Source organism: Bradyrhizobium sp. ma5 (assembly GCF_042258955.1).
Classification (GTDB): domain Bacteria; phylum Pseudomonadota; class Alphaproteobacteria; order Rhizobiales; family Xanthobacteraceae; genus Bradyrhizobium.
The window spans coordinates 1,132,996-1,156,109 of the sequence record NZ_CP170156.1 but is presented as its reverse complement, the minus strand read 5'-3'; the positions used below and the strand labels follow the sequence as shown (position 1 = coordinate 1,156,109).

Genomic DNA, 23,114 nt, shown 5'->3' with positions numbered 1-23,114 from the left:
CCTGCAGAGCTTTCTGGTTGGAAGTCTGCTTCTGCCCCTCGAGGATGTTGTAGCCGAGCCCGGCGACGGGTATCTGGAGAAATCGAGGACCCGGCGAAGAACAGCCCGAACGGATTGCCGCTACCGTCCGCCGTCCCTGCGACAACTCGATCAAGCACTACCGCCTGCAGAAGTTAAACGTGCTCGGGAGCTGCTCGACGAACAAATATATCCCGGACGTCGCGCGAGCTGAAGGAGATTGAAAATGGAGGCGAGAGCAGCGCACGTGCTGGGGTCTGGCTCGAAGAGCTGCGATGGATGGAAATGTAATGAACACAGTCGCATTCGCTTCGTGCCTCGGGCTGAAGGCCGACACGCGCGGCTGGCCCTACACTTTTCTACGTCTCACATGGGTCCTCGACGCCACAAGATCCGCAGAGGAGAATGCTGACTCGTGGTGCATCCTCTCTGCCACCTATGGTCTAATTGATCGGATCACTGAGCCATACGACAAGACCCACAACGACAGGGACTTGCTGGGCGACGGCGATGGGCCAACCTAGCCACCAAACAACTGGATCTGCCCGAGTCGGCGGCGACACAGCTATCGTTCTCGCCGGCCTCAACTAGCGACGCAACCTGGACATAGCACTTCTCAGCCGGTCGTCGAGGCGAGGTGCCTATGGCAAGACTGATGCTCGGCCAGCTACTCGGCTGGGTATCCAAAAGGAATGTATGAAGATATGCGGCTGAAGACTTTCGTTTGTGCTGTTGCCTTGACTCACTTGACCAGTTCCAGTGCCTTCGCCCTACCGCCCTCCGATACGCCGAACCTCGACCGATCCCGCGCCAGGGCCGAACAGTTCTTCAAAAATCTCGGCCTCCACGAGGCGGTCATCCACGACATCTACATCGCGGGCTACTTCTACGCGGTGAACAACGCCTGCGGGGACATCACGACGACGCAGGCCGCGGCCAACATCTCCGATGCGAACTATGGAACGTTTGCTCGGCCGATGGGCATGTCCCGAAAGGACTGGGACATCTACGTTGACCTCATGCAGAAACAGTTGACTTCCACGCTCGTCACATTCGCGAGCGAGCGGACCGTCTTCTGCGAAGAGTACATCGGGAAGAAGAAGTGATGACCATATTCACTATGCTGCGGCCGCCGTGCCTGGCCGCGCTCCTCATCACCGGCGGCCTTGGCAGCGCAGCCCAAATGAAGCAGATGCCGATCGATTTCGTCGGCGAGTGGTGCTCTCCGAGTAAGGATGGCAACTCGACAGAGTGGTCTCTTCCGAGCTGGGCGCTGGGGGACGAAGGTGACGGAAAATGCACGGACATCCTGAGCGTCGAGAAGTGGGGCTTCTATGGCTTCAACAACGAGACGTGCATCCCAGCCGAGATCACGACGAAGTCAGACACCGCGCCTTCGGGCACGGCCTATATGGCGACGATCAAGGCCAACTGCACCAAGGATCAGCAGCAACCTCCCGGAACGGTCAAGGTGTTCGAGTTCCAGCGCTACAAGGGTCACCTCACAATCAAGACCAAGTAAGATCCACTCGAGCCGTGACGTTTGGCGGTCGTGATTTCAGCGACAAAGATCCAGGTGATGGGTGCTGTCCAGTCGTCAGAATGTTCGCGTGCGTCATCGAGGCGAGATATCAGGCGCCACCCGTTTGCCCGCGCGTGGGTTGACGATCGCGGCGTGGCGGTATCCCCTCCCCCGCTGACTGGGACAGCCGGTCCTAGGGCTGTCGTGAAAACGAACTGGTAGCCCGGACCCACAGCATCAGGAATAGCGGATAGCCAAGCCATCCATTTTCTAGAGCCATAGGTGATGGGCTGAGCGATTAACTGTGAAATGCTGGCGATCAGAGACGCGCGACTGCGCTTGCCAGCTGACGGCCGGATTATCGAAAAAAGACCCGGCGCTGGTTCGAGATTCGGATATCATAAACGTCATTGCTGCGGTCCCAACAAGTTCTCTCCGCCTAATCGACGCGCAGCGTGCGAGCCAGGATTTGGATCTTTGTGACCTCTCCGGCTCTATCTGAAGCTAAGCTCTCTGAGCTCGATTAGGCATCGGCACGTAAACTGAACAGACGCTGGCTAACGCCTCACATCGGTTAGCCAGTCAATCTAGCTAACTCGATGTAACAACTGAATTTATCTTGACGGATGGCGCTCCCTAGGGGAATCGAACCCCTGTTTCAGCCTTGAGAGGGATCAGTGTCATCAACCGTAATAGTTGAGTTCGATTGACCGGCAGGTCCGGGACGACACCGGTGCGCGTTAGCCCTTTCCCTTCGCATCTGACCGCAACTTGTACTTGTAGGCCCGTCTACGCGGTATCTGGACGACGTGCGATGCACTTGAAATTCGGTCGCGCTCTAACCCGCGCAATCCAACAGCGCTGTCGTGGTAGCTACCTGGTAGCTACAACAATCAGCCAGCCTTCGATGCCTTCTGTAAACACTTGATTTGTTTGGTACAGTTGGGTGGGCTCGAACCACCGACCTCCTGTTCCACAGACAGGCGCTCTAACCAACTGAGCTACAACTGCATCCTGACGCACGGCCCCGCAAAAAGGGGGGCGGCGATTTCGGCGGAAACTAGGTGCAACGCCCGCCTTTGGCAAGGCCGTAACGCGCTGATTTCCGCTCTTATCTCGGGCCACTCCACGGCCCCCGTCCAGCAAAAAGGCCCGGACCGCATCGGCCCGGGCCTTCCGCTATCTCATGCAGGCTGCGATCAGGCGGCCGGCTGCTGGTAGAACTTCGAGGCGCTGGCCTTGATCGGCTCGGCGGTCTCGCTGGCGACCTTCTGGCCGAGTTCGGCCAATTCCTTGGCCTGCGCGGTGTAGGTCTCGAACTGCTTGCGGGTGTGCGAGGTCCACAGCTCGACCGCTTCGGTCGGCGACTTCACGCTGAACAGCTCCTGGGCGAAGTCGAGCGACGAGGTGGTGTTGGCCTTGAAGAACTCGATCAGCTTGGCCGAATACGCGGTGGCGCCCTTGTTCATCGAGGTAAACACGGCCTCGACGGTCGAATTGTGGGTCTCGGCAGCGTCCTTGAACTTGGCGTAGCTGTCGCGGGCCTGCAGCACGCCCTTTTCGGCGAACGCGCGCATCTGCTCGGGAACCTCGAACGGGATGATCGAGGCGGAGAACGGATCGGACGGGTTGGTCATACGTGTAATCCTTCGCAACGGGTGAGTAGATGTGACCATTGCGGACGTCCCGGAGACACAAGGGCCGGGAACGTTGAATGGATCACGCTGCCTTGATTCACGGGAGTGCCCTTCGTCGGGCGCGCCTAATAAACACCCATATCATGTCAATTTTGTGCAACGCAACGTAAGATCGCGTGCGACGCCACATTTTTTATGCGGCGGAATATGGGATTACCGCGCCCGACCAGGGTTGGCTCTGCCACACTCCGTCAGCTCTTCGTCAACTCTTGGGCTTGACCGCATCCATCGCGGCACGGCTGACCGCCTGGCCCATTTCGCTGGCCTGCTCGGCGAGCGAGCGCATCTGGCCCTGCACATACTCGCTGTGCAGCCGCATGACCTCGGTGAGGTCCTTGGCCTTGAGCAGCGACTGGGCGTAGTCCAGCGACGACTGCACGTTCTTCTCGGCGTAGGACAGCGCCTTGGTAGAAAGCTCCTTGGCGCCGGCGCGCATCGTGGCATTGCGCTCCTCGAACTTGCCGGCGGTGTCCCGCGCATTGGTCACGAATTGGTCGAAAGCCTTGCGCGCCTGATCGAAGCTCGCCTCCGCCATCGACCGCATGTCCTTGGGGATCTCGAATTTGGGGATCTCGAACTGGTCACGCCCGTTGTCGCTCATGGTCGCTCTCCCTCGCTTGGTGATCGGCCCTCGGGTTGGCCCTGCGGGCCCGGGTTAGGATACAAGGTAGAATGGACGGCGGAACATATCGCGGCACTGCAATCGCAGGTGTGACGCGGCGCCGCCCTGGCTCCGCAACACGCTGTCGCAGCCGCCTCTCTGCCTGACAACGCCAAACGGCTGTGGATCGTTCAGCCAAGTTAACGTTATCCCGGCTTAAGCCGGGACACCCTGGCCGCAGACATGGACCTGCCGCCCCCCAGTTGCGATACTAACCTTCTGTTAAGGCTGTCGTCCTGCGGCCGCCGGCGCTCCGGCCAAGCTAAGGAAGAAGCCAAACCATGCGGTCAAATCTTGCGTGATGAGTGACGCGGAATTCCAGATCCAGGCGCTCGGCGACGTGCGGCTGGCCGACCATGCGTCGGGCGCCTTGCCGGCATGGCTGTGGTCGGCCGACGGCGCGCGGATTCTGTGGGCCAATCCGGTCGGCGCGCAGGTATTCGGTGCCGCCAATGGTGCCGAGCTGGCGAAGCGGGCCTTCGGCCCGGCCGATCCGCATCGCCGTCAGGTCGCGCGGCTCGGTCCCAGCCTCGACGCAGGCGGCGCAGTGCGGCTGGAGCGGCTGCGCGGCTTCGGCGCGGCGCCCGGCATGCTCGCGACCTGCGGCTGCAGGCGCATCGAGCTATCCGACGCCAGCCACGGCATCCTGATGACCGCGCTCAATGCGTCTGGCCGCACCATGCCGCTCAACGAGCGCTTGCTGCGGCTGGTGCAGGGCTTGCCGCGTCCGGCGGCCGCCTTCAACGGCGACGGACTTTTGGTCGCAACCAACGAGGCAGCGCGTCCGCTGCCCGGCCTGCACGATCTCACTGAAGCCGGCCTCGATGCCGCGCGCGACGAAGCGCTGGCGCAGGGCCGCGCGGCGGCGAGCGTTGCGATCGGCCGCGTCGTGCTGCAGCGGATCGGCCACGGTGCCGACCGCGCGCTGATCGCACTGATCAAGCCGGCGGCGCATCTCGCCGCCAAACCGGCAGCGCCGATCGTGGTTGAGCCGGTTCGGCCGGAGACGGCTGCACCGGAAGCACCGGCAGCGGCAGCAGCGCCGCAACAGGCCGCGACAGTCGAGCAGCCACTAGCGCCTGCCGCTGTCGAACTGCCAACCGCGCATGAAGAAACCGCTACGCCGGTCAGCGAAGCGCCGGCCACCTTCACGCTGTTCGATGCGCTGGATCCGCCCGCGGAAGAACAAGCCGCAGCCGAGCCGATCGCTAACGCGACTGAATCCGAACCTGCGGACGCTACCGCATCTCCCGCGTCGGAAGAGACGCACGTCGAGACCGCACCCGTCGCGCCTGTCGCATTCGACACGACGCCCGACGAAACCCCCGCCGTCGAGGAGCCATTATCGGAAGCGCTCATCGAAGTGCCCGCTGAAACACAGGTCGAAGCGCCTGCGCACCTTGCTCCACTGCTCGCGTCGGCAGAACTGACACTTGCAGAGCAAGCACCGGCCGAGACCACGCCTCTCGACACCACGCCTGACGAAACCGCCGCGGTCGAGGAGCCGCTATCGGAAGCGCTGATCGAGGTGTCCGCTGCGACACAGGTCGAAGCGCCTGCAGCTGAACCTACTCCCGATTTCGAAGAGACCGCACACGCGCCCGCTTCGGAAACATCGGCGCCACCCGCCGAGCCCGTGCCCTCGCCTTATGCGATCGCGGATGCGCCGGCTCCGCCGCCTGCCGCCGAGCCACAGCCCGCGATGCTGGCGCCGGTGACGCCGCCATCCTGGCTCGACGAGCCGTTGCCGATGCGGCGGCATCCGCTGCGCTTCATGTGGCAGATGGACCATGAGGCCCGTTTCTCGCTCGGCTCCGACGAATTCACCCGCCTGATCGGGCTGCACACCGCGGCAGGCTTCGGGCGTCTCTGGAGCGACATCGCCGAGAGCTTTGGCCTCGATCCCGAGGGCCGCGTCCTCAAGGCGTTCGCCAGCCGCGACACCTGGAGCGGCATCACGCTGCACTGGCCGGTCGACGGCGGTGGCCGGCTGCCGGTCGAGTTGTCCGGCCTGCCGGTGTTTGACCGCAATCGGAATTTCGCCGGCTACCGCGGCTTTGGTGTGTGTCGCGACCTCGACGGGCTTGCGCGACTCGCCGCTTTGCGCCGCTATGAGTTCTTCAGCGGCGCGATCGCGCCGCGATCGCTGTCGGCCGATGTCGCGCCGGCGCCGCGCACCGCCGCGCCGCCCGGGCCCGCCGCACCGCATGATGTTGCTCCGCCGCCCGACCCGACCGCAGCACCACCCGAGGAATTGACCGAACCGAGCGCAGCAGAGACTTCACACCAAGCCGATCCGGATCACGCCGTGGAAACGCCGCAAGAAACGACAGGAGGAACGCAGGAGGGAGCGCACGACGTGCGCCACGACCCGCCGCAGAATGTGCTGCCGTTCCGCCTTGCCGGCGATACGCGGCCGCCGTCGTTGACGCCGGTCGAGAACAACGCCTTCAACGAGCTCGCGCGTCAATTGTCTGCGCGGCTCGAAAGCGAGGCCGGCCTCACCGCGACGACGAACGAGCGCGCCGCCACGGAGACGGTTGCCGAAGCGCCACCCGCCAGCGAACCGGAGGCGGAGGCGTCGCCGCTGCAAGAAGCGATCGCGCAGCTCGATACGCCAGCCGACACGCCAAAGGCCGGTTGGCTCGTCGCGACGGAGCCTGCACCGCGCGGAGAGTCCCGGCGCGACCGCGCACTGCTCGATTTGCTGCCGGTCGGCATCCTGATCTACAGGCTCGACCGCCTGCTCTATGCTAACCACACCTTCCTCGCCCGCATGGGCTATGACAGCCTGCACGCACTGGAAGCCGCCGGCGGGCTCGACGCGCTCTATGTCGAACCCGGCGTCTCGCAGGCGAGCAGCACGTCGGGCACCGGCACGCCGGTGACGATCTCCGCGAACCAGAACGCAGACGACGGCGCGCAGTCAGTGTCCGCCGAGGCGCGGCTGCACACCATCACCTGGGACGACGATTCCGCGCTGGCGCTGATCTTCTCGCGCACGCTGGACGAAGACGCCGCGGTCGCGGCCGCGCTGTCCGATCCTGCGCCCGATCCGGAGCCTGTTGCTGCCGTGGAGCCGGTGCTTGCGCCGCTACCGCCGCAGGCCGGCCACGCCGACGCCGAGGAGCTCGGCGCGATCCTCGACACCGCGGCCGAAGGCATCATCATGTTCGATGCCGAGGGCAACATCCATTCCTGCAACCGCAGCGCGGAAGCGCTGTTCGGCTATGACGGCGACGAGTTTATCACGCATAATCTCGCCGACCTGTTCGCGCCGGAGAGCCAGCACGGCATCTTCGACTATCTCACCAGCGTGAAATCGGCCGGCGTCGCCAGCCTGCTCGACCACGGCCGCGAGACGCTCGGCCGCGTCCGCCAGGGCGGCATCATTCCGCTGTCGGTGACGATGGGCCGCACCCGCGCCGACGGCCCGAATTTCTTCGCCGTGTTCCGCGATCTCTCCCAGACCAGGAAGAGCGAGGGCGAACTGCGCGAGGCGCGGCGGCTCACTGAGCGCGCCGCCAACGGCAAATCCGACATGCTGGCGCGGATCAGCCACGAGCTGCGCACGCCGCTCAATGCCATCATCGGTTTTGCCGAGGTGATGATATCAGAGCGCTTCGGCGCGCTCGGCAACGAGCGCTATGTCGAATATATGAAGGACATCCGCGCCTCCGGCGAGCGGGTGATCGCCATCGTCAACGACCTGCTCGATCTGTCGCGGATCGAGACCGGCAAGCTCGACCTCGCCTTCGCCAGCCAGAACCTCAACGAGATGGTCGAGAGCTGCGTCGCCGTGATGCAGCCGCAGGCCAACCGCGAGCGCATCATCATCCGCACCTCGCTCGCGCACACGCTGCCGCCGGTGATCGCCGACGCCCGCGCACTGCGCCAGATCACGCTGAACCTGATCGGCAACTCGATCCATCTCGCCAATGCCGGCGGCCAGGTGATCGTCTCGACCGCGCTGTCGGATTTCGGCGAGGTGATGCTGCGCGTGCGCGACACCGGCCAGAGCCTCAACGACAACGAGGTCGCCGCCGCGCTGGAGCCGTTCCGCGCACCGACCCCGTCAGATCATGCCGGCTCCGGCGGCGTCAGCCTGTCGCTGACCAAGGCGTTGGTCGAAGCCAACCGCGCCAAATTCCAGATCAAGACCGGCGGCCGCACCGGCACGCTAATCGAGATCGTGTTCTCGCATGCTGCGGCGAGGGCGTGAGCGGCGGCGTGCAGCTGGTGTTTTTTAGCGTGCGTGTGATGTTTATCGTCTCCCGCCGGTAGCGTGAGGAACGCAATAGCGGAAGGGTTCCCTCTCCCCTTGTGGGAGAGGGTTAGGGAGAGGGGTGCCACGCGGCACGCTCTCTCCATTCAATCCAGCAACGCCACACGATCGAGATTGCGAAAGCGAGCCTCACCTTAATCATCTCGCTCGGGGCCACCCCTTTCCCCACTCTCTCCCACAAGGGGAGAGGGAGCCTGGCCAGCGTACCTACCTCACTGCGGGAATCTGTCGCGCTTAGCCCCGTGCGGCACGGCATAAATCTTGCTGCAATTCCGCTTGTTTGAAATTCATTATCTTGCGAACCCAGCCCGCTTTCCGGGCATCTGGATCTGGCGGATGCGCTGCCTCGTCGTCGCCGACTTGCATTATTCATTGCCGCAGTTCGACTGGCTGCTGGCGGCCGCGCCGCAATTCGATCTCGTGATCTTCGCCGGCGACGCGCTCAACCTCGGCTCGGCGGTGGATTTCCGCGCCCAGATCGTCGTCGTCACGAAATACCTCGCGCGGCTCGCCGGCCTCACGCGCGTGATCTTCTGCTCGGGCAATCATGACCTCGACGAGCGCAACGCGGAGGGCGAGAAGGTTGCGCGATGGGTCGCCGCCGTCAGGGAATTCGGCGTCGCCTGCGACGGCGACAACCTGACGATCGGCGACACGCTGTTCACGGTGTGCCCGTGGTGGGACGGCCCGATGGTCAAGGCCCGGATCGACGACCAGCTGCGCAAGGCCGCCGCCATCCCGCACCGCCGCTGGGTCTGGGTGCATCACGCCCCGCCGGCGGATTCGCCGATCAGCTGGGGCGGCAAGCGCTTCTTCGGCGACGTCGAGCTGCTGCACTGGATCGAGCGCCACCGTCCGACGACGGTGATCTCGGGCCATGTGCACCAATCGCCGTTCATCCCGAACGGCTCCTGGTTCGACCGGATCGGGACCACCTGGGTGTTCAATACCGGGCTGCAGCCGGGCCGGCCGCCGGTCTACATCGTGCTCGATCTCACCCAGGAGAAAGCCTTCTGGCTCGCGGCCGGCGACGCGCAGATCGTCGATCTCAACGCGCCCCTGCACCGGCCGGCAACGCCGCTCAGCGAGGCGCCGGACTGGCTCACATCCTTGGATCGGATTGCCGATCCGAGCCTGGCGCGACCTGCATCGGCGGCAGGTTGATCATGCTCTGCAGCACCTCGCTGACCATCGCCAGATGGCTGCCGTGATCGGCATATTGATGCATCAGATCGGCCAGATAGGTCGTGGCGACGTGCAGCCGTTGCGCCAGCAGCTGTGCGATCAGCAGCGCCACCGCAGGCTGCTCCCGCAGGAACGACGCCGCATCGTCGAATTCATAGAGGACGCAATCGGATGCCGCGCGCACCTTCGCGCTGTGCGGCCTGTCGAGCAGAACGCTCATCTCGCCGAACACCGCGCCGGGCTCGTCGATCACCGCGACCACACTGTCGCCCTTCACGACCTCGACTTTGCCCTCGAGCAGCACGAACAGATGACCTGTCTGGCCGCCCTCCTCGATGAAATCCGTGCCGGCCGGCAGGCTGCGCCTGTTGCCGCCGGTGCAGTGATCAAGGATCGCCCGCATGCTGTTTCACCTCCGTCTGCTGTCAGACTAGGCGGAGATGCGGTCGAGGTGAACGGGATTAGCCGGGCGGTCTGCCCAAATTGTCGGCATGCCGGCGAGGGATGAGCGTGCGTGCTGGGAGCGTCAAAGATGGTCTCACGTCACTCTCCTCCGCTTTCAGTTAGGGACGCACCGGCGGAGGGGTTCCCTCCCCCCTTGTGGGGGAGGGCTAGGGAGAGGGGTACCACACGGCACGCGCTCTCCATTTGCAGAACGGCGGGATCGAGATTGCGAGAGCGAGGCTTTCCTCGTTTATCGCACCCGGGGCACCCTTCTCCCCAACCCTCTCCCACAAGGGAAGAGGGAGCCTGAGAGGTGTGCTCACCGTACAGGCGAGAAAGACGCGACGTCGTATCGCCCCTACTGCTTGATCTCCACCGTCTGGCGCTTGCCGGCGGCGATCGAGAACGGCTTCTCCGCCTTCTGGCCGTCGGCATAGGTGGCGACCGCGACGTAGTCGCCGGCGCTGAGCGCGACGTTATAGGTCGCATCATAGCTCACCGAGACGCGCTTGCGCTCGTCGTTGATGTCGCGCTCGGCGCCGTAGATGTCGATCTCCTGGGCGCCGTCGGCCTTGATCCCGACCACGCCGGCGTTGAGGTTGACGGTAATCCGGGTCGGCGCGCCGGACTTCACCTCCGCGCGCGCCGTGCCCTTGGCCTCGCCGACCGTCACCATCACCTCGTAGCTGCCGCCCGGCAGATCGAACTTCGATTCGGCGTCGTATTCCTGCGCAACCTTCTCGCCCTCGTCACCGTCGGCCTTCGCCGGCTGGTGCACGGCAACCACGAGGTCCTTCTCGACCTTGGGGCCGCCCTCGGCGTAGGTGGTGGTGACAATCAGCTTGCCGACGTCGAGGGTGAGCTGGACGTTGCTGGTGTCACCCGCGGCGACCGCGAACGGCTTGCTGGTCTTCGACTGCCCCTTGGTCAGGGTCAGCGTATAATTGCCCGCGGCGAGCACGAAGCGCGGCACCGCGTCGTATTCCTGCGCGACCAGTCTGCCGCCCTTGTCGGAAACCTGCCAGACCACGTCGTCGACCTTGCCGGCCCCACCCGCAACCGAGCCCTCGCTGGTGACGTAGCCGGCATCGAGGATGACGTCGAGCGTCGTCGGCTTGCCGTTCTCGACCTTGAGCGGAAACTCGCGCTTGAGCTGCCGGTAGCTCACTTCCACGATGTAGTCGCCGGGCGCGATGTTGTCGGCGAACGGCGCACCGTAGAAGGTGTTGACGTGCTCGCCCTTCTCGCCTCCGGCGCGCTTGTAGACGCCCCAGTTGACGTCCTCGTCGCTGATCGGATCGAGCCCTTCGGCAAGCCGCGCCACGCCGCGGAGGTTCTTGCCGAGATAGGGATCGGCGGCCGCCGGCTTCGGCGGCGCCTCGCTCGCGACCTTGGTGCCTTGCGTCGCCGCCACCGCCTTGGTCAGTGCCCCGGTCAGGCTCGCGGCGTTGCCGGCATCGAGATAGACGCCGCCGGTCGTGCGCGCGATGCATTGCAGCTGGCTCTTCACCGCGGGATCGGCGACGTCGAGGCCGATGACATGGGCGGTGAAGCCGATGCCGGCCTTCTTCAGCTCGGCCGCGGCCGCGCACGGATCCGGCGCGCAGGTCTCGATCCCGTCGGAGACCAGGATCACGTTGGCCTTGTTCTCGGTCGAGTGCAGCGCCTCGGCGGCAGCACGCAGCGAATCCGAGATCGGCGTCTTGCCCTTCGGGTTGATGCCGTCGATCGCGGCCTTGATCCTGGCCGGATCGAACTTGCTGACCGGCACCATCAGCTCGATGTCCTTGCAGTCCCCCTTCGAGCGATGGCCATAGACCATCACGCCGAGACGATCGGCGGGATTCCATTTCGACAGGATCGCATCGACCGCCTGTCGCGCAGCGGAGATCTTGCTCTGCCCGTCGACCAGGCCCCACATCGAGCCGGATGCATCGAGCACGAGGATGGTGTCGGTCCCCTGCCCTTGCGCCTGCGCCTGGGCGCCATGAAGTGACAGCAACGCCAGGCCAAGCGACAGCAGGCCGGCAACGAACGAGCGGCAAAAAACCTTAATCACGGATCGATCCTCGATGATGGAGACAATCGGAGGGCAAAGACGGCTGCGACGGCGCGGCAGATCGTGAGACCATTCGCACCTTGCCACAGCCGCGCCTTCCTTCGATCCCGATTTTGTTTTTTGTTGGCCGGATTGCCGGCACGATACAATTGCGACGCGCACGCGACGAAACGCAAAATGTCTTTGATTGGCGTCACTTGCGTTTGAACCTTTAGACTATTGCGACAGGCGTTTGGACTGACGCGACAAGCCAATCGCGAATAAATTGCTTCCAGAGTTGCGCGCATCGCGACGGACGGCGTGAGCGTCATCACGGATGACGCTGCTTTGCACGCTGCCGTGCACTACTCCCACATGTCTGGCGCGACGCGCCCGGCGAAGCCGCAATCGATGACCCGATCCTGCCGATCACGGTCGACGATCAGTCGGAGCAGGTCCGGGCGCGAATAGTGGCCGCCGATATCGCACAGCGCCTTGGCCGCGAGAACAACCTCCCGCGATCCGTCGGCGATCAGGATGGTCTCGCCTTGCGCAGGCCCCGCGATGACCTCGCCGCGTGGATCGATGATCACGCTGTCGCCGCTGTACTCGATCGTCGACAGTTCGCGATAGCGTTCGGGCGTCGCCTCGTGCGACCGCATGCCGCCCGCGGCGATGACGTAGCAACCCGCTTGGGACGCGAACGCGCGTGACAGCAAAAGCTGTCGCGGCCACAGCGGCGTGGGAGACGGCGGCGCCACGGCGGGCTCTCGTCCCGGCCACGCGGCGACGTGGATCTGCGTTCCCTGCGCGGCCAGCGCATAGCCGGGCAACATGGTGTTGTGCTCCCAGCAATTGAGCCCGCTGATCCTGCCATACGGCCGCTCATGAACGCGCAGGCCGACCGCGTCGCCATCGGCCCACACCGAACGCTCGTTGAAGGTCGGCTTGAGCTTGCGGTGACGGCCGAGAATCCGCCCCTCGCGGCCAATGAACAGAAGCGTGCAGTAGACCGTGCCCTTCGTTGTCGCGTCGCGCTCGGCAACGCCGATCACGACATCGATCCCGGCGCCCTCTGCCGCATCGCAGAGCCGGTCGGTGGCGGGCGACGGAATCTCGACGGCGCTATCGAGATATTCCGCCATGGCGCGAAAGGTGCTTGGCCCGGTCGGTGCATGGCAGAAGAACGGATAGCCCGGCAGCCAGGTCTCGCCGAACGCGGCGATCGTTGCGCCCATGGCTCCGGCCTCCTGGATCAGGCGACAGGCCTTCTCCACCGACGCCTCGCGATCGAACGGCACCGCGGCGGCCTGGATCGCCGCGAGCCTGAAATGCGTATCGATTGTCATGGCCGGTGCCGCTTCACGCGACGCCCTTGCGGGCAGCATCGAGCGCGCCCGCAAGCAGCTCGAGCGCCTTGACGCGCCGTCGACGCGCAAGGCGTTCTTCGCCGACCTTGCGTTCATGCTCGCCGGCGATGAAGGCCTGGATGTCCGGCAGCAGACGAATGACGCCGCGGCTGCCCCACTGGCCATCCGGTATCTCGGTCGGAAACACCCAGACCTGCGGCGCCACATCCTCGTACGAACCGCCGGCGGCGCGCACCACGGCATCGGTCACGTCCTTCACCAGGGCCGCGCGTGAGGCTTCGGTGTACTGCCCCTCGGGCACCGTCGGGACGATGCGATAGCGCGGCGACGGCGACAGCTCGCCCGCCACGTAGACCGCGGCCGGCCGATGCAGGAACACGACGGTGACGCCTTGCGCCACCTTGTTCGCTGGGTCGAATCCCTCGTGACCGATCAGGATATCGCCGAGCTCCTTGATCAGCCGCGCTTCCGCCGCCGGCTTCAGAGCTCCTTCGGGAATTGTGACGTCGATCATCGGCATTGAGAGACCTCCTGTTGTTGCCGGCATGAGGTCTATGCGCGAGGTGCTTCCCGCAGCAGTGGCAGTATCGCCATTCTCAGGGCAAATTCGGACACGGCCTCGTCAGCCGGTAGTCGCCATGCGCGCGGTGACACGCTCAAACCGGCGCTGGTATTCGCGGGGCGAAAGCCCGGTCTCGCGCTTGAACAGGCGGCGAAAGGTCGACAGGTCGTTGTAGCCGACGCGCGCACTGACCGCGTCGAGCTTCAGCCGCCTGGATTCGATCAAACGCTTGGCCACGTCGACGCGCAGCGCCTGCAGATATTGCAGCGGGGCCTCACCGACCGCCAGCTTGAAGCGGCGATTCAACGTGCGCTCGCTGACCGAAAGGTCGCGGGCTAGCCTCGCGAGGCTGAAGCCCCGTTGCAGCGACTTCTCCATCAGGCTTTGCGCCCGCGCCACCAGCGCGTCGGAATGCTCGGTATCATGCGTGCGGCTGGCATAGGGCGCCTGCGAGACGCGACTGCCGTCGATCAGCATCAGCTTGCCGGTCTCGGCGGCCAGATCGGCGCCGGCGAACTTCTCGACCAGCCGAAGCGCAAGATTGAGCGAGGTGGTCACCGCGCCCGAGCAGACGATCCGGTTCTGCTCGGTGAGGATCTCGGCGACGCGCAGATCCACCGCCGGATAGCGCATCGCAAATGTCCGTCCCTTCGCCCAATGGGTGGTCGCGACCCGGCCGTCGAGCAGGCCGGCTTCGGCGAGGATGAAGCTGCCGGTGCAATAGGATGCCAGCACGGTACCGCGCTCATGTTGCCGCCGCAGCGCTACGAGCAGCGGCTCGACCGTCTCGAGCCGGGCGAAGAAGCGCTCGATATCGCCGACGAACGGCCCGGGGATCACCACCGCATCCGCCGCAGACCGCGCGCTGATCGCTCCATCGACGCCGATGATTTGGCCGGACGCGGTCTGCACCGGCCGGCCATCGAGTGACTCGACGCGCCAGCGCAACTGGGACGGCTTGCCATTGTGACGCTGCGGCCGCTTCGCCGCCACCGAATTGGCGGCCGTGAACACGTCGACAATGCCCGCAACGCCCGAAGCGAGGATGCCGTCATAGACCCAAATCCGGATGAGTGGCACGGCCGTGTCCGATCTTGCACAAGATGGGGCAATTCTGCCATTGCGCGCGAGGCCCGGCAAGCGGCCGGCAGCGGCCACCGTTAGCACCGCGCTATGTGATTGCCCGACGCGTAACTCATGTCGCGAGAATGCGAAGCTCCGTCCCCACTCACCTGTCATCGCCCGGCTCGACCGGGCGATCCAGTACGCCGCAGCCTCTCGGCTCAATCGCTAGCGTCTCTGGAATACTGGATCGCCCGGTCAAGCCGGGCGACGACACCGAGATGAAGTACGCAATGACGGTGCGTCGCATCGCGCGAGATCGATCCTCAGCGTCGTCCTGGCGAAAGCCAGGAGCCATTACCCCGGATCTCAATTGTTGCGCGACGCTGGGGCCGCAGCCCTCTTCAACAACGCAACGCGGTGGTTATGGGTCCTGGCTTTCGCCAGGACGACGGCGATGGTTGTGACCGCGTGGTACGTACCCCTCGCCGCCGCCTCACATCCCGCGCGCAAATCGGCGAAAGCCCGGCGCGCCGGTCAGGGCTTCGAAGGCCGCATCGCGTTTCTCCTCGGCGAAGGCAAAGCCGGCCTTGGTGTAGCAGCGCTCGGCCGCGTCGTTGCCGATCACGAACGAGATCGATGCCCGCGAATAGCGCGCAGCCTTGCCGTCGGCGAGCGCCCGGGCGATCAGGGCCTGCACCAGACCGCCGCCGCGATAGGATCCCAGGTTTGCGACGTGCTCGATCAGCCAGTCGCCCTCGCCGCCCTGAACCGAGCAATTGCGGGCATAGCCGCCGCGCGCGATGATGCCGTCGGCATCCGCGCCGGTCTCGGCCGCGACCTCTTCGATCGCCGCGCGTGCGGCGACCACCGTTCCGGATGCGGGCATGGCGCACAGCGCGGCGGCCGGCACACCGTCGACCTCAGCGATCAGGAAATGGGCGACATGGTACCATGAGCGCACCCGCGCCACGGCAAGCCGCGTCATGAACGCCAAGCATTCCCCCTCCGGCCGGTCGAGCGCGATGTCGAACCAGCCGCGCGGCAACGGGCCGCGCTGCGCGGCCAGCACGATGCGGGCGATGAAGCCGGCGTCGTCGGATCGTGCGGGACGGATCGAGGATCGTCCCGCACCAAGCATCTCAGGTGTTCTTCAGCGCGACGCGGAATTCCGCCTCGGTCTTGGCCTTGACCTCGTCGAGCGTGACGCCGTCGGCGAGCTCGATCAGCGCCATGCCGTCCTTGCCGTGCTTGTCGATGGTGAACACCGCCAGATCCGTGACGACCATGTCGACCACGCGCTCGCCGGTCAGCGGCAGGTTGCACTGCTTGAGCAGCTTCGCGCCGTCCTTGGCGGAATGCTCCATCACGACCACGACGCGCTTGACGCCGGCGACGAGGTCCATGGCGCCGCCCATGCCCTTCACCATCTTGCCGGGGATCATCCAGTTGGCGAGATCGCCGTTCTGCGCCACCTGCATGGCGCCGAGGATCGACAGATCGATATGGCCGCCGCGCACCATGCCGAAGGAATCGGCCGAGGAGAAATAGCTGGTCGAGGGCAGCTCGCTCACGGTCTGCTTGCCGGCGTTGATGAGATCGGCGTCAACCTCGTCCTCATAGGGGAACGGGCCCATGCCGAGCATGCCGTTCTCGCTCTGCAGGTTCACGTCGACGCCGTCGGGGATGTAGTTCGAGACCAGCGTCGGGATGCCGATGCCGAGATTGACGTAATAGCCGTCGCGCAATTCCTTGGCGGCGCGGGCGGCCATCTGTTCACGGGTCCAGGCCATGAGGCTCTCCTGAAGAATTACTTATTGGTTGCGCATGATCTTGCCGGAAAATCGGTACCCGGTTTTCCGGATCATGCGTTAAGCGGCGGGACGAGGGCGGGTGTTGCGGAACTCGATCCGCTTCTTGCCGGTCCCAACCTCGATGATGCGTTTGACGAAGATGCCGGGGGTGTGGATGTGGTCCGGGTCGATCTCGCCGGCCGGCACCAGATGCTCGACCTCGGCGACGGTGACCTTCGCGGCGGTCGCCATCATCGGGTTAAAGTTGCGCGCGGTCTTGCGGTAGACCAGGTTGCCGGCGGTGTCGCCCTTCCAGGCGTGGACGATGGCGACGTCGGCGAACAGGCCGCGTTCCATGATGTACTTCTCGCCGTCGAATTCCTTCACTTCCTTGCCTTCGGCGATCAGCGTGCCGACGCCGGTCTTGGTGTAGAAGGCCGGGATGCCGGCGCCGCCGGCGCGGATGCGCTCGGCCAGCGTGCCCTGCGGGTTGAACTCGAGCTCGAGCTCGCCGGCGAGATATTGCTGCGCGAACAGCTTGTTCTCGCCGACATAGGACGAGATCATCTTCTTGATCTGGCGCGTCTCCAGGAGCCGGCTGAGGCCGATGCCGTCGACGCCGGCATTGTTGGAGACGACGGTGAGTCCCTTGACGCCGGATTCGCGAATCGCGTCCGACAGGGTCTCGGCGATGCCGCAGAGGCCGAAGCCGCCCGACATGATCATCATGCCGTCCTTGAGGAGACCATCGAGTGCCGATTTGGCGTCGGGATAAACCTTGTTCATGCAATGAATACCTGATGGAGGGCGCGGAACGGCTCTGTCCAACGGATTATTAGGCGAAATCTTCGCAATGCGTCAATCACGGCCCCGTGCGGCGGCGGGCGGCGGCCTGCGACATCAACATGGCCTTGAAAGCGACAAGAAAACCCTTCAAGTTGCGTGGGTTGGCACCGGCTTCCATTGCGCAGCCGGCAGTGTTCGACGGCGACCCGACAAAACTCAACCCGACCCGGATATGTCATTGACGATGGCCCAAGGAATTAAGCGCCTGGGGATGCCGATCGCGGCGCTTTTCGGCCTGGCGCTGGTCGGGCTGGTCGGAACGTCGTGGTTCCTCAACCGGGACGCGCTGCGGAGCGCGGTGGAAGCGCAGATTCGCGGCGTGACCGGGCTTGAGCTCGTCGTCAACGGCCCGATCGACGTTTCGGTGTTTCCCGGCAGCTATGTCTCCTTCCATAATGTCGGGCTGAAGGGCGCCGATACCATCGGTCCTGCCCTGCAGGTCGATGTGCTGACCGCCAATCTGCGTCTGCTGCCGCTGTTGCTACGGCGGTTCGAGATTGCCGACGTCATGATGCTCCGTCCGCATATCCGTGTGGTCCGCGACAGCGACGGCGAGAGCAACTGGACCCCGTTCGTCGAGACCATCGCCAAGACGATGACGCCCGGCGCCGAGAATCAAGTGTCGTTCTCCGAGATACGGATCCAGGACGGCGAGCTGAATTACGAGGATGGCACCAACAATATCTCCGAGCAGCTCGGCGATATCGACCTGTCGCTGGCCTGGCCCTCGATCTCGCGCTCCTTTGCCGCAACCGGCCAGTTCGACTGGCGCGGCGAACGCGTCGATGGCTCGATCAGCGCCAGCGATTTCGTCGCGCTGCTGTCGGGCGACCGTTCCGGCCTCAAGGCACGGCTGGCCAGCGCGCCGCTGAAGGTTGCGTTCGACGGAACCGTCGCCAACCGCACCAGCCTGATGATGGAAGGCACGGCCACCATGGACTCACCGTCGCTGCGCAACGCGCTGCGCTGGATGGGACAGGCGCCGCCAGGCGGCGGTGGCGGCTTCGGCCGCTTTGCGCTTAAGGCCCGCGCCAATGTGGTCGGCGGCTCGGTTGCGCTCACCAATGTCAATGTCGAACTCGACGGCAACGTCGCCGAGGGCGTGATGACCTACGCCAACAACGGCCGGCAGACGCTGCAGGCGACGCTTGCCGCCGGCAATCTCGATTTCACGCCCTACATCTCGACGTTCCGCCTGCTGGCCAGCGGCCAGCGCGACTGGAACAGGCAGCTGTTCGACCTCTCCTCGCTGTCGTCGACCGATCTCGACATGCGCCTGTCGGCCGCCAAGGTGACGGTCGGCCCGTCCAAACTCGGCCGCACCGCGTTCGGCGCCAATCTGCGCGGCGGCGCGCTCGCGCTCAGCGTCGGCGAGGCGCAGATGTATGGCGGCATCGCCAAGGGCTCGTTCGCGATCGCGCGCTCGGATGCGGTCGCCGACGTCAGGGCGCAATTCCAGTTCACCGATGTCGATCTGCAGGCCTGCGCCAGCGAATTGTTCGGCATCACGAAATTGTCCGGCCGCGGCAACCTCAACGTCTCGCTGACGGCATCCGGCTCGAGCCCGTTCGGGCTCGCGTCGTCGCTGGACGGCACCGCGACGCTGAACGGGCACGACGGCGCGATCGCAGGCTTCAATGTCGAGCAATTGCTGCGGCGGCTGGAGAAGCGGCCGCTGTCCGGCGGCGGCAATTTCCGCTCCGGCTCGACGCCCTATGACAATCTCAGCGTCTCGGTGAAATTCGCCGACGGCGTCGCGACCGCCGACGACATCCATGTCGTGAGCCCCGCAGCCAAGATCGCGCTGACCGGCACCGCCTCGGTGCCGTCGCGCGAATACGACCTCAAGGGCGTCGCCAGCCTGACCTCGGCGGCAGCCGGCGGCACCGCGTTCGATCTGCCCTTCGTGATTCAAGGCCCGTGGGACGATCCGCTGATCTTCCCCGATCCGGAAAGCTTGATCCGCCGCTCGCCGGCATCCGCCCCGCTGCTCGACGCGGTGAAGGATCGCAAGACCCGCGACGCGGTGCGCTCAGTGATCGAGCGCTTCACCGGCGGCGCCGCACGGCCCGATGCCGCGGCCGGCGCGCCCGGCAACGCTCCGGCCACGGCGGCCGAGAATGCCAAATCGAACTGACCAAGGTCGAACTGGCCAAGGTTCGAACTGATCGATCCATTCACTTTCCGCATCAATGCAGCGGGACTGATCCACGTTCTCCCGCGAGCCCCCTACAGAAGTCGTCGATGCGGCATCTTTATCGGGTCCCGGGCATGCGCTAGTGTTTTCCCTAACCGGTTAAAAAAACCGGCCTCATGAGGGGAGAAGAACGTGAGATCCAAGGTTATCGGTGCGCTATCAATTGCGGTCGCTGCGGTCGGCCTGTTCGCCGCAACTGCACCCGCTCTGGCCCAGGGCAAGACGATCACCGTCTGGTGGGGCAAGGGATTCTACAAGTCCGAAGACGACGCGCTGCTCGATACGATCAAGAAATTCGAAGCCAAGACCGGCATCAAGGTCGAACTGTCGCAATACGCGATCCAGGACATGATTCCGAAGACGGTCGCCGCGCTCGATTCCGGCACCGTTCCCGACGTCGCCTATTCCGACACCTACGATGTGCAGGCCCAGGGTAAGTGGGCCTTCGAGGGCAAGCTCGAAGACCTCTCCGACATCATGCTGCCGATGAAGGACGCCTTCGCGCCGAACACGCTGGAAGCGGCCCTGCTCTACAATGACGTCACCAAGAAGAAGTCCTACTACGGCTTCCCGCTGAAGCAGCAGAGCATGCACGTCCAGATCTGGGGCGACATGCTGGAGAAGGCCGGCTTCAAGGCCGCCGACATCCCGACCAAGTGGGAGGATTACTGGACGTTCTGGTGCGACAAGGTGCAGCCGGGGATCCGCAAGGCGACCGGCCAGCGCATCTACGGCGTCGGCCAGCCGATGGGTGTGGAATCCACCGACTCGTTCCAGTCGTTCTACACCTTCATGGACGCCTACCACGTCAAGCTGGTCGACGATGACGGCAAGCTCCTGGTTGACGATCCCAAGGTGCGCGACGGCCTGATCCACGCGCTGAAGGATTACACCGACACCTACATCAAGGGCTGCACCCCGCCTTCCTCGACGACCTGGAAGGACCCGGACAACAACGTCGCCTTCCACAACAAGACGATCGTGATGACCCACAATTTCACGATCTCGATCGCGGCGAAGTGGTTCGAGGATTCCACCAACCCGGCGCTGACCGACGCGCAGCGCGCCGCCGGCAAGCAGGCCTATGAGCAGGACATCATCACGGCGTCCTTCCCGAAGGCGCCGGATGGCTCGACGATCCGCTACCGCTCCGACGTCAAGACCGGGCTGATCTTCGCCAACGCCAAGAACAAGGCGGAAGGCAAGCAGTTCATCGCGTTCCTGATGCAGGAAGACAATGTGCGGCCCTATATCGAAGGTGCGCTCGGCCGTTGGTTCCCGGTGACCAAGGCCAGCCAGGCCAGCCCGTTCTGGCAGGCCGACCGGCATCGCAAGGCAGTCTGGAATCAGTTCACCGGCGGCACCGCGCCGTTCGACTTTACCAAGAACTGGAAGTTCACCATCCTGAACAACGAGAACGTCTGGGCCAAGGCCATGAACCGCGTCGTCAGCGAGAAGGTGCCGGTGGACAAGGCCGTCGACGAACTGATCGCCCGCATCAAGCAGGTCGCGGGGTAACGTAAAGGATGTCGGCTGGCGCCAAAACTGCTTCCGCGTCGTCCCGGCGAAAGCCGGGACCCATACGCCGCGGCAGCAGTTCTGGAGTATGCTGGTCGACGACTTTCGCGCAACGACCGGGACTTGTGGTTATGAGTCCCGGCCTTCGCCGGGACGACGACGTAGGCGGCATCTTCTTCCTAGAGTAACCGAATGGCGATCACGCTCTCCGCATCCGATGCCCCCTCGCCGCCACTGTCGGCGCGGCTGACGCCGCCGCAGGTCTGGGGCATCGCGCTGCTGGTGCCCTACCTGCTCGTCTTTCTCGCCTTCGTGGTCTATCCGGTCGGCTACGGCCTGTGGCTGGCGCGCCATCCGTCGAGCTATGTCGCGCTGTACAACGACCCGATCTTCGCGCGCGCCGCCGTCAACACGCTGATCTTCCTGGTCATCGGCATCAACATCAAGATGCTGATCGCGCTGTTCCTGTCCGGCTTCTTCGCCCAGCAGCGGCCCTGGATCAGATGGCTGTCTGTCATCTTCATCCTGCCCTGGGCGGTGCCGTCGATCCCGACCATTCTCTCCGTGCGCTTCATGCTCAATCCCGAATGGGGCGTGGTCAACCAGCTGATCTTCAAGTTCACCGGCGACGACGGCCCGAACTGGCTGAACGATCCCGCGGTCGCGCTCGCGATGGCGATCGGCGTGCACATCTGGAAGTCGCTGCCGTTCTGGACGCTGATCCTGCTGACCGGACGGCTCGCCATCCCGCACGATCTGTACGAGGCGTCCGACGTCGACGGCGCCAATTGGTGGCAGAAATTCCGCTACATCACCTGGCCGTCGATGCAGACGCTTTACATCACCTGCACGCTGCTCTCGATGATCTGGACGCTGGGCGACTTCAACAGCGTCTATCTGCTCACCGGCGGCGGGCCTGCCGACCTCACCCACGTGCTGTCGACCCTTGGCATCCGCTATCTCAGGCTCGACCAGCTGTCGCTCGCGATGGCCTCGATCGTCTGCGCGATGCCGTTCGTGCTGCCGCTGGTCTATTACATGATGAAACGGTTGTCGCGATGAAGCTGCCCACCCTCCGCGAAGTCGGCACCGAGGCCAAGCTGCTGCTGATCGGCATTCCGGTCTTCATCTGGACCATGATCCCGATCTACCACATGTTCGTGTTCGCGATCTCGCCGAAGGAGGACGCGTTCACCGGCAAGCTGTGGCCGACGCATCCGACGCTGCATAATTTCTCGATCGTGTTCCACCAGCAGCATTACTTCCTGCGCGACTTCTGGATCCAGTTCTGGAATTCGGCTGTGATCGCGCTCGCCGTCGGCGCGCTGACGCTATTCGTCGCCACCGCCGCCGCGTTCTCGATCTCGCGGCTGCGCGTTCCGGGTGGCCGCGCTGTGATGAACCTTGCGCTGTTCACCTACTTCATCCCGGCGGCATTCCTCGCCGTGCCGATGTACCGCACCATGGGCACCTATGGCCTGCTCAACAATCACTGGTCGTTGATCCTGGCGATGGTGACGATCGCCGCGCCCTACGCGATCTGGGTGCTGAAGCAGGCCTCCGACAAGCTGCCGGTCGAGCTCGACGAGGCCGCGACGATGGACGGCGCCACCACGCTGCAGCTGTTCCGCCTGGTCTATGTGCCGCTGATGATGCCCTCGCTGGTCGCGGTCGGCACCTATGCGATCCTGCTCGCCTGGAACGAATATCTCTACGCGTTCCTGCTGCTGTCGAAGGACACCGACATCACGCTGCCGGTCGCGCTCGGCAACTTCCTCGCCGCCGACGATTCGCCGTGGGAGCTGTTGATGACCACCGGCTTCATCTACGCGCTGCCACCGGCCGCGGTCTATTACGCCTTCAAGCGCTACATGGTCGGCGGGCTGACTGCGGGCGCCGTCAAATCGTAACGCGCC

At 64.6% G+C, this 23,114-nt stretch carries 19 protein-coding genes and 2 tRNA genes; 8 read left to right on the top strand and 13 right to left on the bottom strand.

Annotated elements, in window-relative coordinates; translation table 11 throughout:
• Nucleotides 1-722 precede the first annotated feature (722 nt).
• The gene (locus ACE103_RS05265; protein ID WP_375778572.1) at nucleotides 723-1,124 is read left to right on the top strand and encodes a hypothetical protein; all 402 of its coding nucleotides are present in this window, start codon (nucleotides 723-725) and stop codon (nucleotides 1,122-1,124) included.
• Entirely contained in the window at nucleotides 1,121-1,540 is a 420-nt protein-coding gene (locus ACE103_RS05260; protein WP_375778571.1) for a hypothetical protein, read from the top strand. The genes ACE103_RS05265 and ACE103_RS05260 overlap by 4 nt, the downstream gene beginning before the upstream one ends.
• A gap of 627 nt (nucleotides 1,541-2,167) precedes the next feature.
• Here the strand turns inward: ACE103_RS05260 and ACE103_RS05255 are convergent.
• The 4 genes from ACE103_RS05255 to ACE103_RS05240 all read right to left on the bottom strand — a co-directional run bounded on the left by ACE103_RS05255 (nucleotide 2,168) and on the right by ACE103_RS05240 (nucleotide 3,838).
• A tRNA-Glu gene (locus ACE103_RS05255) sits at nucleotides 2,168-2,252 on the bottom strand.
• A 222-nt stretch (nucleotides 2,253-2,474) separates the two neighbouring features.
• A tRNA-His gene (locus tag ACE103_RS05250) sits at nucleotides 2,475-2,551 on the bottom strand.
• Nucleotides 2,552-2,739: 188 nt separating this feature from the next.
• Nucleotides 2,740-3,177, bottom strand: coding sequence for a phasin (locus ACE103_RS05245; RefSeq protein WP_223976032.1), 438 nt, complete (start codon nucleotides 3,175-3,177; stop codon nucleotides 2,740-2,742).
• A gap of 262 nt (nucleotides 3,178-3,439) precedes the next feature.
• Nucleotides 3,440-3,838, bottom strand: a complete 399-nt coding sequence (locus ACE103_RS05240) for a phasin family protein (protein ID WP_223976029.1) — start codon at nucleotides 3,836-3,838, stop codon at nucleotides 3,440-3,442.
• A gap of 361 nt (nucleotides 3,839-4,199) precedes the next feature.
• Between ACE103_RS05240 and ACE103_RS05235 the strand changes: the two genes are divergently transcribed.
• Nucleotides 4,200-8,120: a histidine kinase dimerization/phospho-acceptor domain-containing protein gene (locus ACE103_RS05235; RefSeq protein WP_375778570.1), complete on the top strand. Its 3,921-nt coding sequence runs from the start codon at nucleotides 4,200-4,202 to the stop codon at nucleotides 8,118-8,120.
• A gap of 399 nt (nucleotides 8,121-8,519) precedes the next feature.
• Complete coding sequence (locus ACE103_RS05230; protein WP_375778569.1) at nucleotides 8,520-9,347, top strand: metallophosphoesterase; 828 nt, start codon at nucleotides 8,520-8,522, stop codon at nucleotides 9,345-9,347.
• Here the strand turns inward: ACE103_RS05230 and ACE103_RS05225 are convergent.
• From ACE103_RS05225 to ACE103_RS05185, 9 genes are all read right to left on the bottom strand, one after another.
• Nucleotides 9,286-9,771 carry a Crp/Fnr family transcriptional regulator gene (locus tag ACE103_RS05225; RefSeq protein ID WP_375778568.1) on the bottom strand — a complete coding sequence of 162 codons (486 nt, stop codon included), beginning with the start codon at nucleotides 9,769-9,771 and terminating at the stop codon, nucleotides 9,286-9,288. The genes ACE103_RS05230 and ACE103_RS05225 overlap by 62 nt on opposite strands.
• A gap of 399 nt (nucleotides 9,772-10,170) precedes the next feature.
• Complete coding sequence (locus ACE103_RS05220; RefSeq protein WP_375778567.1) at nucleotides 10,171-11,871, bottom strand: VWA domain-containing protein; 1,701 nt, start codon at nucleotides 11,869-11,871, stop codon at nucleotides 10,171-10,173.
• Entirely contained in the window at nucleotides 11,868-12,185 is a 318-nt protein-coding gene (locus tag ACE103_RS05215) for a hypothetical protein (protein ID WP_375778566.1), read from the bottom strand. Before ACE103_RS05215 ends, ACE103_RS05220 begins: the two co-directional genes overlap by 4 nt.
• Nucleotides 12,186-12,215: 30 nt before the next feature.
• Nucleotides 12,216-13,199, bottom strand: a complete 984-nt coding sequence (locus tag ACE103_RS05210) for a carbon-nitrogen hydrolase family protein (protein ID WP_375778565.1) — start codon at nucleotides 13,197-13,199, stop codon at nucleotides 12,216-12,218.
• Between the two features lie 13 nt (nucleotides 13,200-13,212).
• Nucleotides 13,213-13,740 (bottom strand): 4-oxalocrotonate tautomerase family protein, encoded by a 528-nt coding sequence (locus tag ACE103_RS05205; protein WP_375778564.1) that lies wholly within the window; start codon nucleotides 13,738-13,740, stop codon nucleotides 13,213-13,215.
• A gap of 102 nt (nucleotides 13,741-13,842) precedes the next feature.
• Nucleotides 13,843-14,862 (bottom strand): GlxA family transcriptional regulator, encoded by a 1,020-nt coding sequence (locus tag ACE103_RS05200; RefSeq protein WP_375778563.1) that lies wholly within the window; start codon nucleotides 14,860-14,862, stop codon nucleotides 13,843-13,845.
• A 478-nt stretch (nucleotides 14,863-15,340) separates the two neighbouring features.
• A complete protein-coding gene (locus ACE103_RS05195; RefSeq protein ID WP_375778562.1) occupies nucleotides 15,341-15,985 on the bottom strand; it encodes a GNAT family N-acetyltransferase in 645 nt (214 codons plus the stop codon).
• Nucleotide 15,986: 1 nt separating this feature from the next.
• On the bottom strand, nucleotides 15,987-16,637 hold the full coding sequence (locus tag ACE103_RS05190; RefSeq protein ID WP_097677082.1) for a 3-oxoacid CoA-transferase subunit B: 651 nt from the start codon (nucleotides 16,635-16,637) through the stop codon (nucleotides 15,987-15,989).
• A gap of 78 nt (nucleotides 16,638-16,715) precedes the next feature.
• Complete coding sequence (locus ACE103_RS05185) at nucleotides 16,716-17,423, bottom strand: CoA transferase subunit A (protein ID WP_028336014.1); 708 nt, start codon at nucleotides 17,421-17,423, stop codon at nucleotides 16,716-16,718.
• Between the two features lie 244 nt (nucleotides 17,424-17,667).
• On the opposite strand from ACE103_RS05185, the gene ACE103_RS05180 reads away from it, so the two are divergent.
• From ACE103_RS05180 to ACE103_RS05165, 4 genes are all read left to right on the top strand, one after another.
• Entirely contained in the window at nucleotides 17,668-19,620 is a 1,953-nt protein-coding gene (locus tag ACE103_RS05180; RefSeq protein WP_375778561.1) for an AsmA family protein, read from the top strand.
• A 192-nt stretch (nucleotides 19,621-19,812) separates the two neighbouring features.
• Nucleotides 19,813-21,198 carry an ABC transporter substrate-binding protein gene (locus ACE103_RS05175; RefSeq protein WP_223975999.1) on the top strand — a complete coding sequence of 462 codons (1,386 nt, stop codon included), beginning with the start codon at nucleotides 19,813-19,815 and terminating at the stop codon, nucleotides 21,196-21,198.
• Nucleotides 21,199-21,390: 192 nt separating this feature from the next.
• A complete protein-coding gene (locus ACE103_RS05170) occupies nucleotides 21,391-22,260 on the top strand; it encodes a carbohydrate ABC transporter permease (RefSeq protein WP_223975996.1) in 870 nt (289 codons plus the stop codon).
• The gene (locus ACE103_RS05165) at nucleotides 22,257-23,108 is read left to right on the top strand and encodes a carbohydrate ABC transporter permease (RefSeq protein WP_176533664.1); all 852 of its coding nucleotides are present in this window, start codon (nucleotides 22,257-22,259) and stop codon (nucleotides 23,106-23,108) included. The genes ACE103_RS05170 and ACE103_RS05165 overlap by 4 nt, the downstream gene beginning before the upstream one ends.
• Nucleotides 23,109-23,114 lie beyond the last annotated feature (6 nt).

What these genes read in the sequence shown, in the direction of transcription:
- ACE103_RS05265 (WP_375778572.1), top strand. Translation starts at nt 723, where the DNA reads ATGCGGCTGAAGACTTTCGTTTGTGCTGTTGCCTTGACTCACTTGACC.
- ACE103_RS05245 (WP_223976032.1), bottom strand. Translation starts at nt 3,177, where the DNA reads ATGACCAACCCGTCCGATCCGTTCTCCGCCTCGATCATCCCGTTCGAG.
- ACE103_RS05240 (WP_223976029.1), bottom strand. Translation starts at nt 3,838, where the DNA reads ATGAGCGACAACGGGCGTGACCAGTTCGAGATCCCCAAATTCGAGATC.
- ACE103_RS05235 (WP_375778570.1), top strand. Translation starts at nt 4,200, where the DNA reads ATGAGTGACGCGGAATTCCAGATCCAGGCGCTCGGCGACGTGCGGCTG.
- ACE103_RS05230 (WP_375778569.1), top strand. Translation starts at nt 8,520, where the DNA reads ATGCGCTGCCTCGTCGTCGCCGACTTGCATTATTCATTGCCGCAGTTC.
- ACE103_RS05225 (WP_375778568.1), bottom strand. Translation starts at nt 9,771, where the DNA reads ATGCGGGCGATCCTTGATCACTGCACCGGCGGCAACAGGCGCAGCCTG.
- ACE103_RS05210 (WP_375778565.1), bottom strand. Translation starts at nt 13,199, where the DNA reads ATGACAATCGATACGCATTTCAGGCTCGCGGCGATCCAGGCCGCCGCG.
- ACE103_RS05205 (WP_375778564.1), bottom strand. Translation starts at nt 13,740, where the DNA reads ATGCCGATGATCGACGTCACAATTCCCGAAGGAGCTCTGAAGCCGGCG.
- ACE103_RS05195 (WP_375778562.1), bottom strand. Translation starts at nt 15,985, where the DNA reads ATGCTTGGTGCGGGACGATCCTCGATCCGTCCCGCACGATCCGACGAC.
- ACE103_RS05190 (WP_097677082.1), bottom strand. Translation starts at nt 16,637, where the DNA reads ATGGCCTGGACCCGTGAACAGATGGCCGCCCGCGCCGCCAAGGAATTG.
- ACE103_RS05185 (WP_028336014.1), bottom strand. Translation starts at nt 17,423, where the DNA reads ATGAACAAGGTTTATCCCGACGCCAAATCGGCACTCGATGGTCTCCTC.
- ACE103_RS05180 (WP_375778561.1), top strand. Translation starts at nt 17,668, where the DNA reads ATGGCCCAAGGAATTAAGCGCCTGGGGATGCCGATCGCGGCGCTTTTC.
- ACE103_RS05170 (WP_223975996.1), top strand. Translation starts at nt 21,391, where the DNA reads ATGGCGATCACGCTCTCCGCATCCGATGCCCCCTCGCCGCCACTGTCG.
- ACE103_RS05165 (WP_176533664.1), top strand. Translation starts at nt 22,257, where the DNA reads ATGAAGCTGCCCACCCTCCGCGAAGTCGGCACCGAGGCCAAGCTGCTG.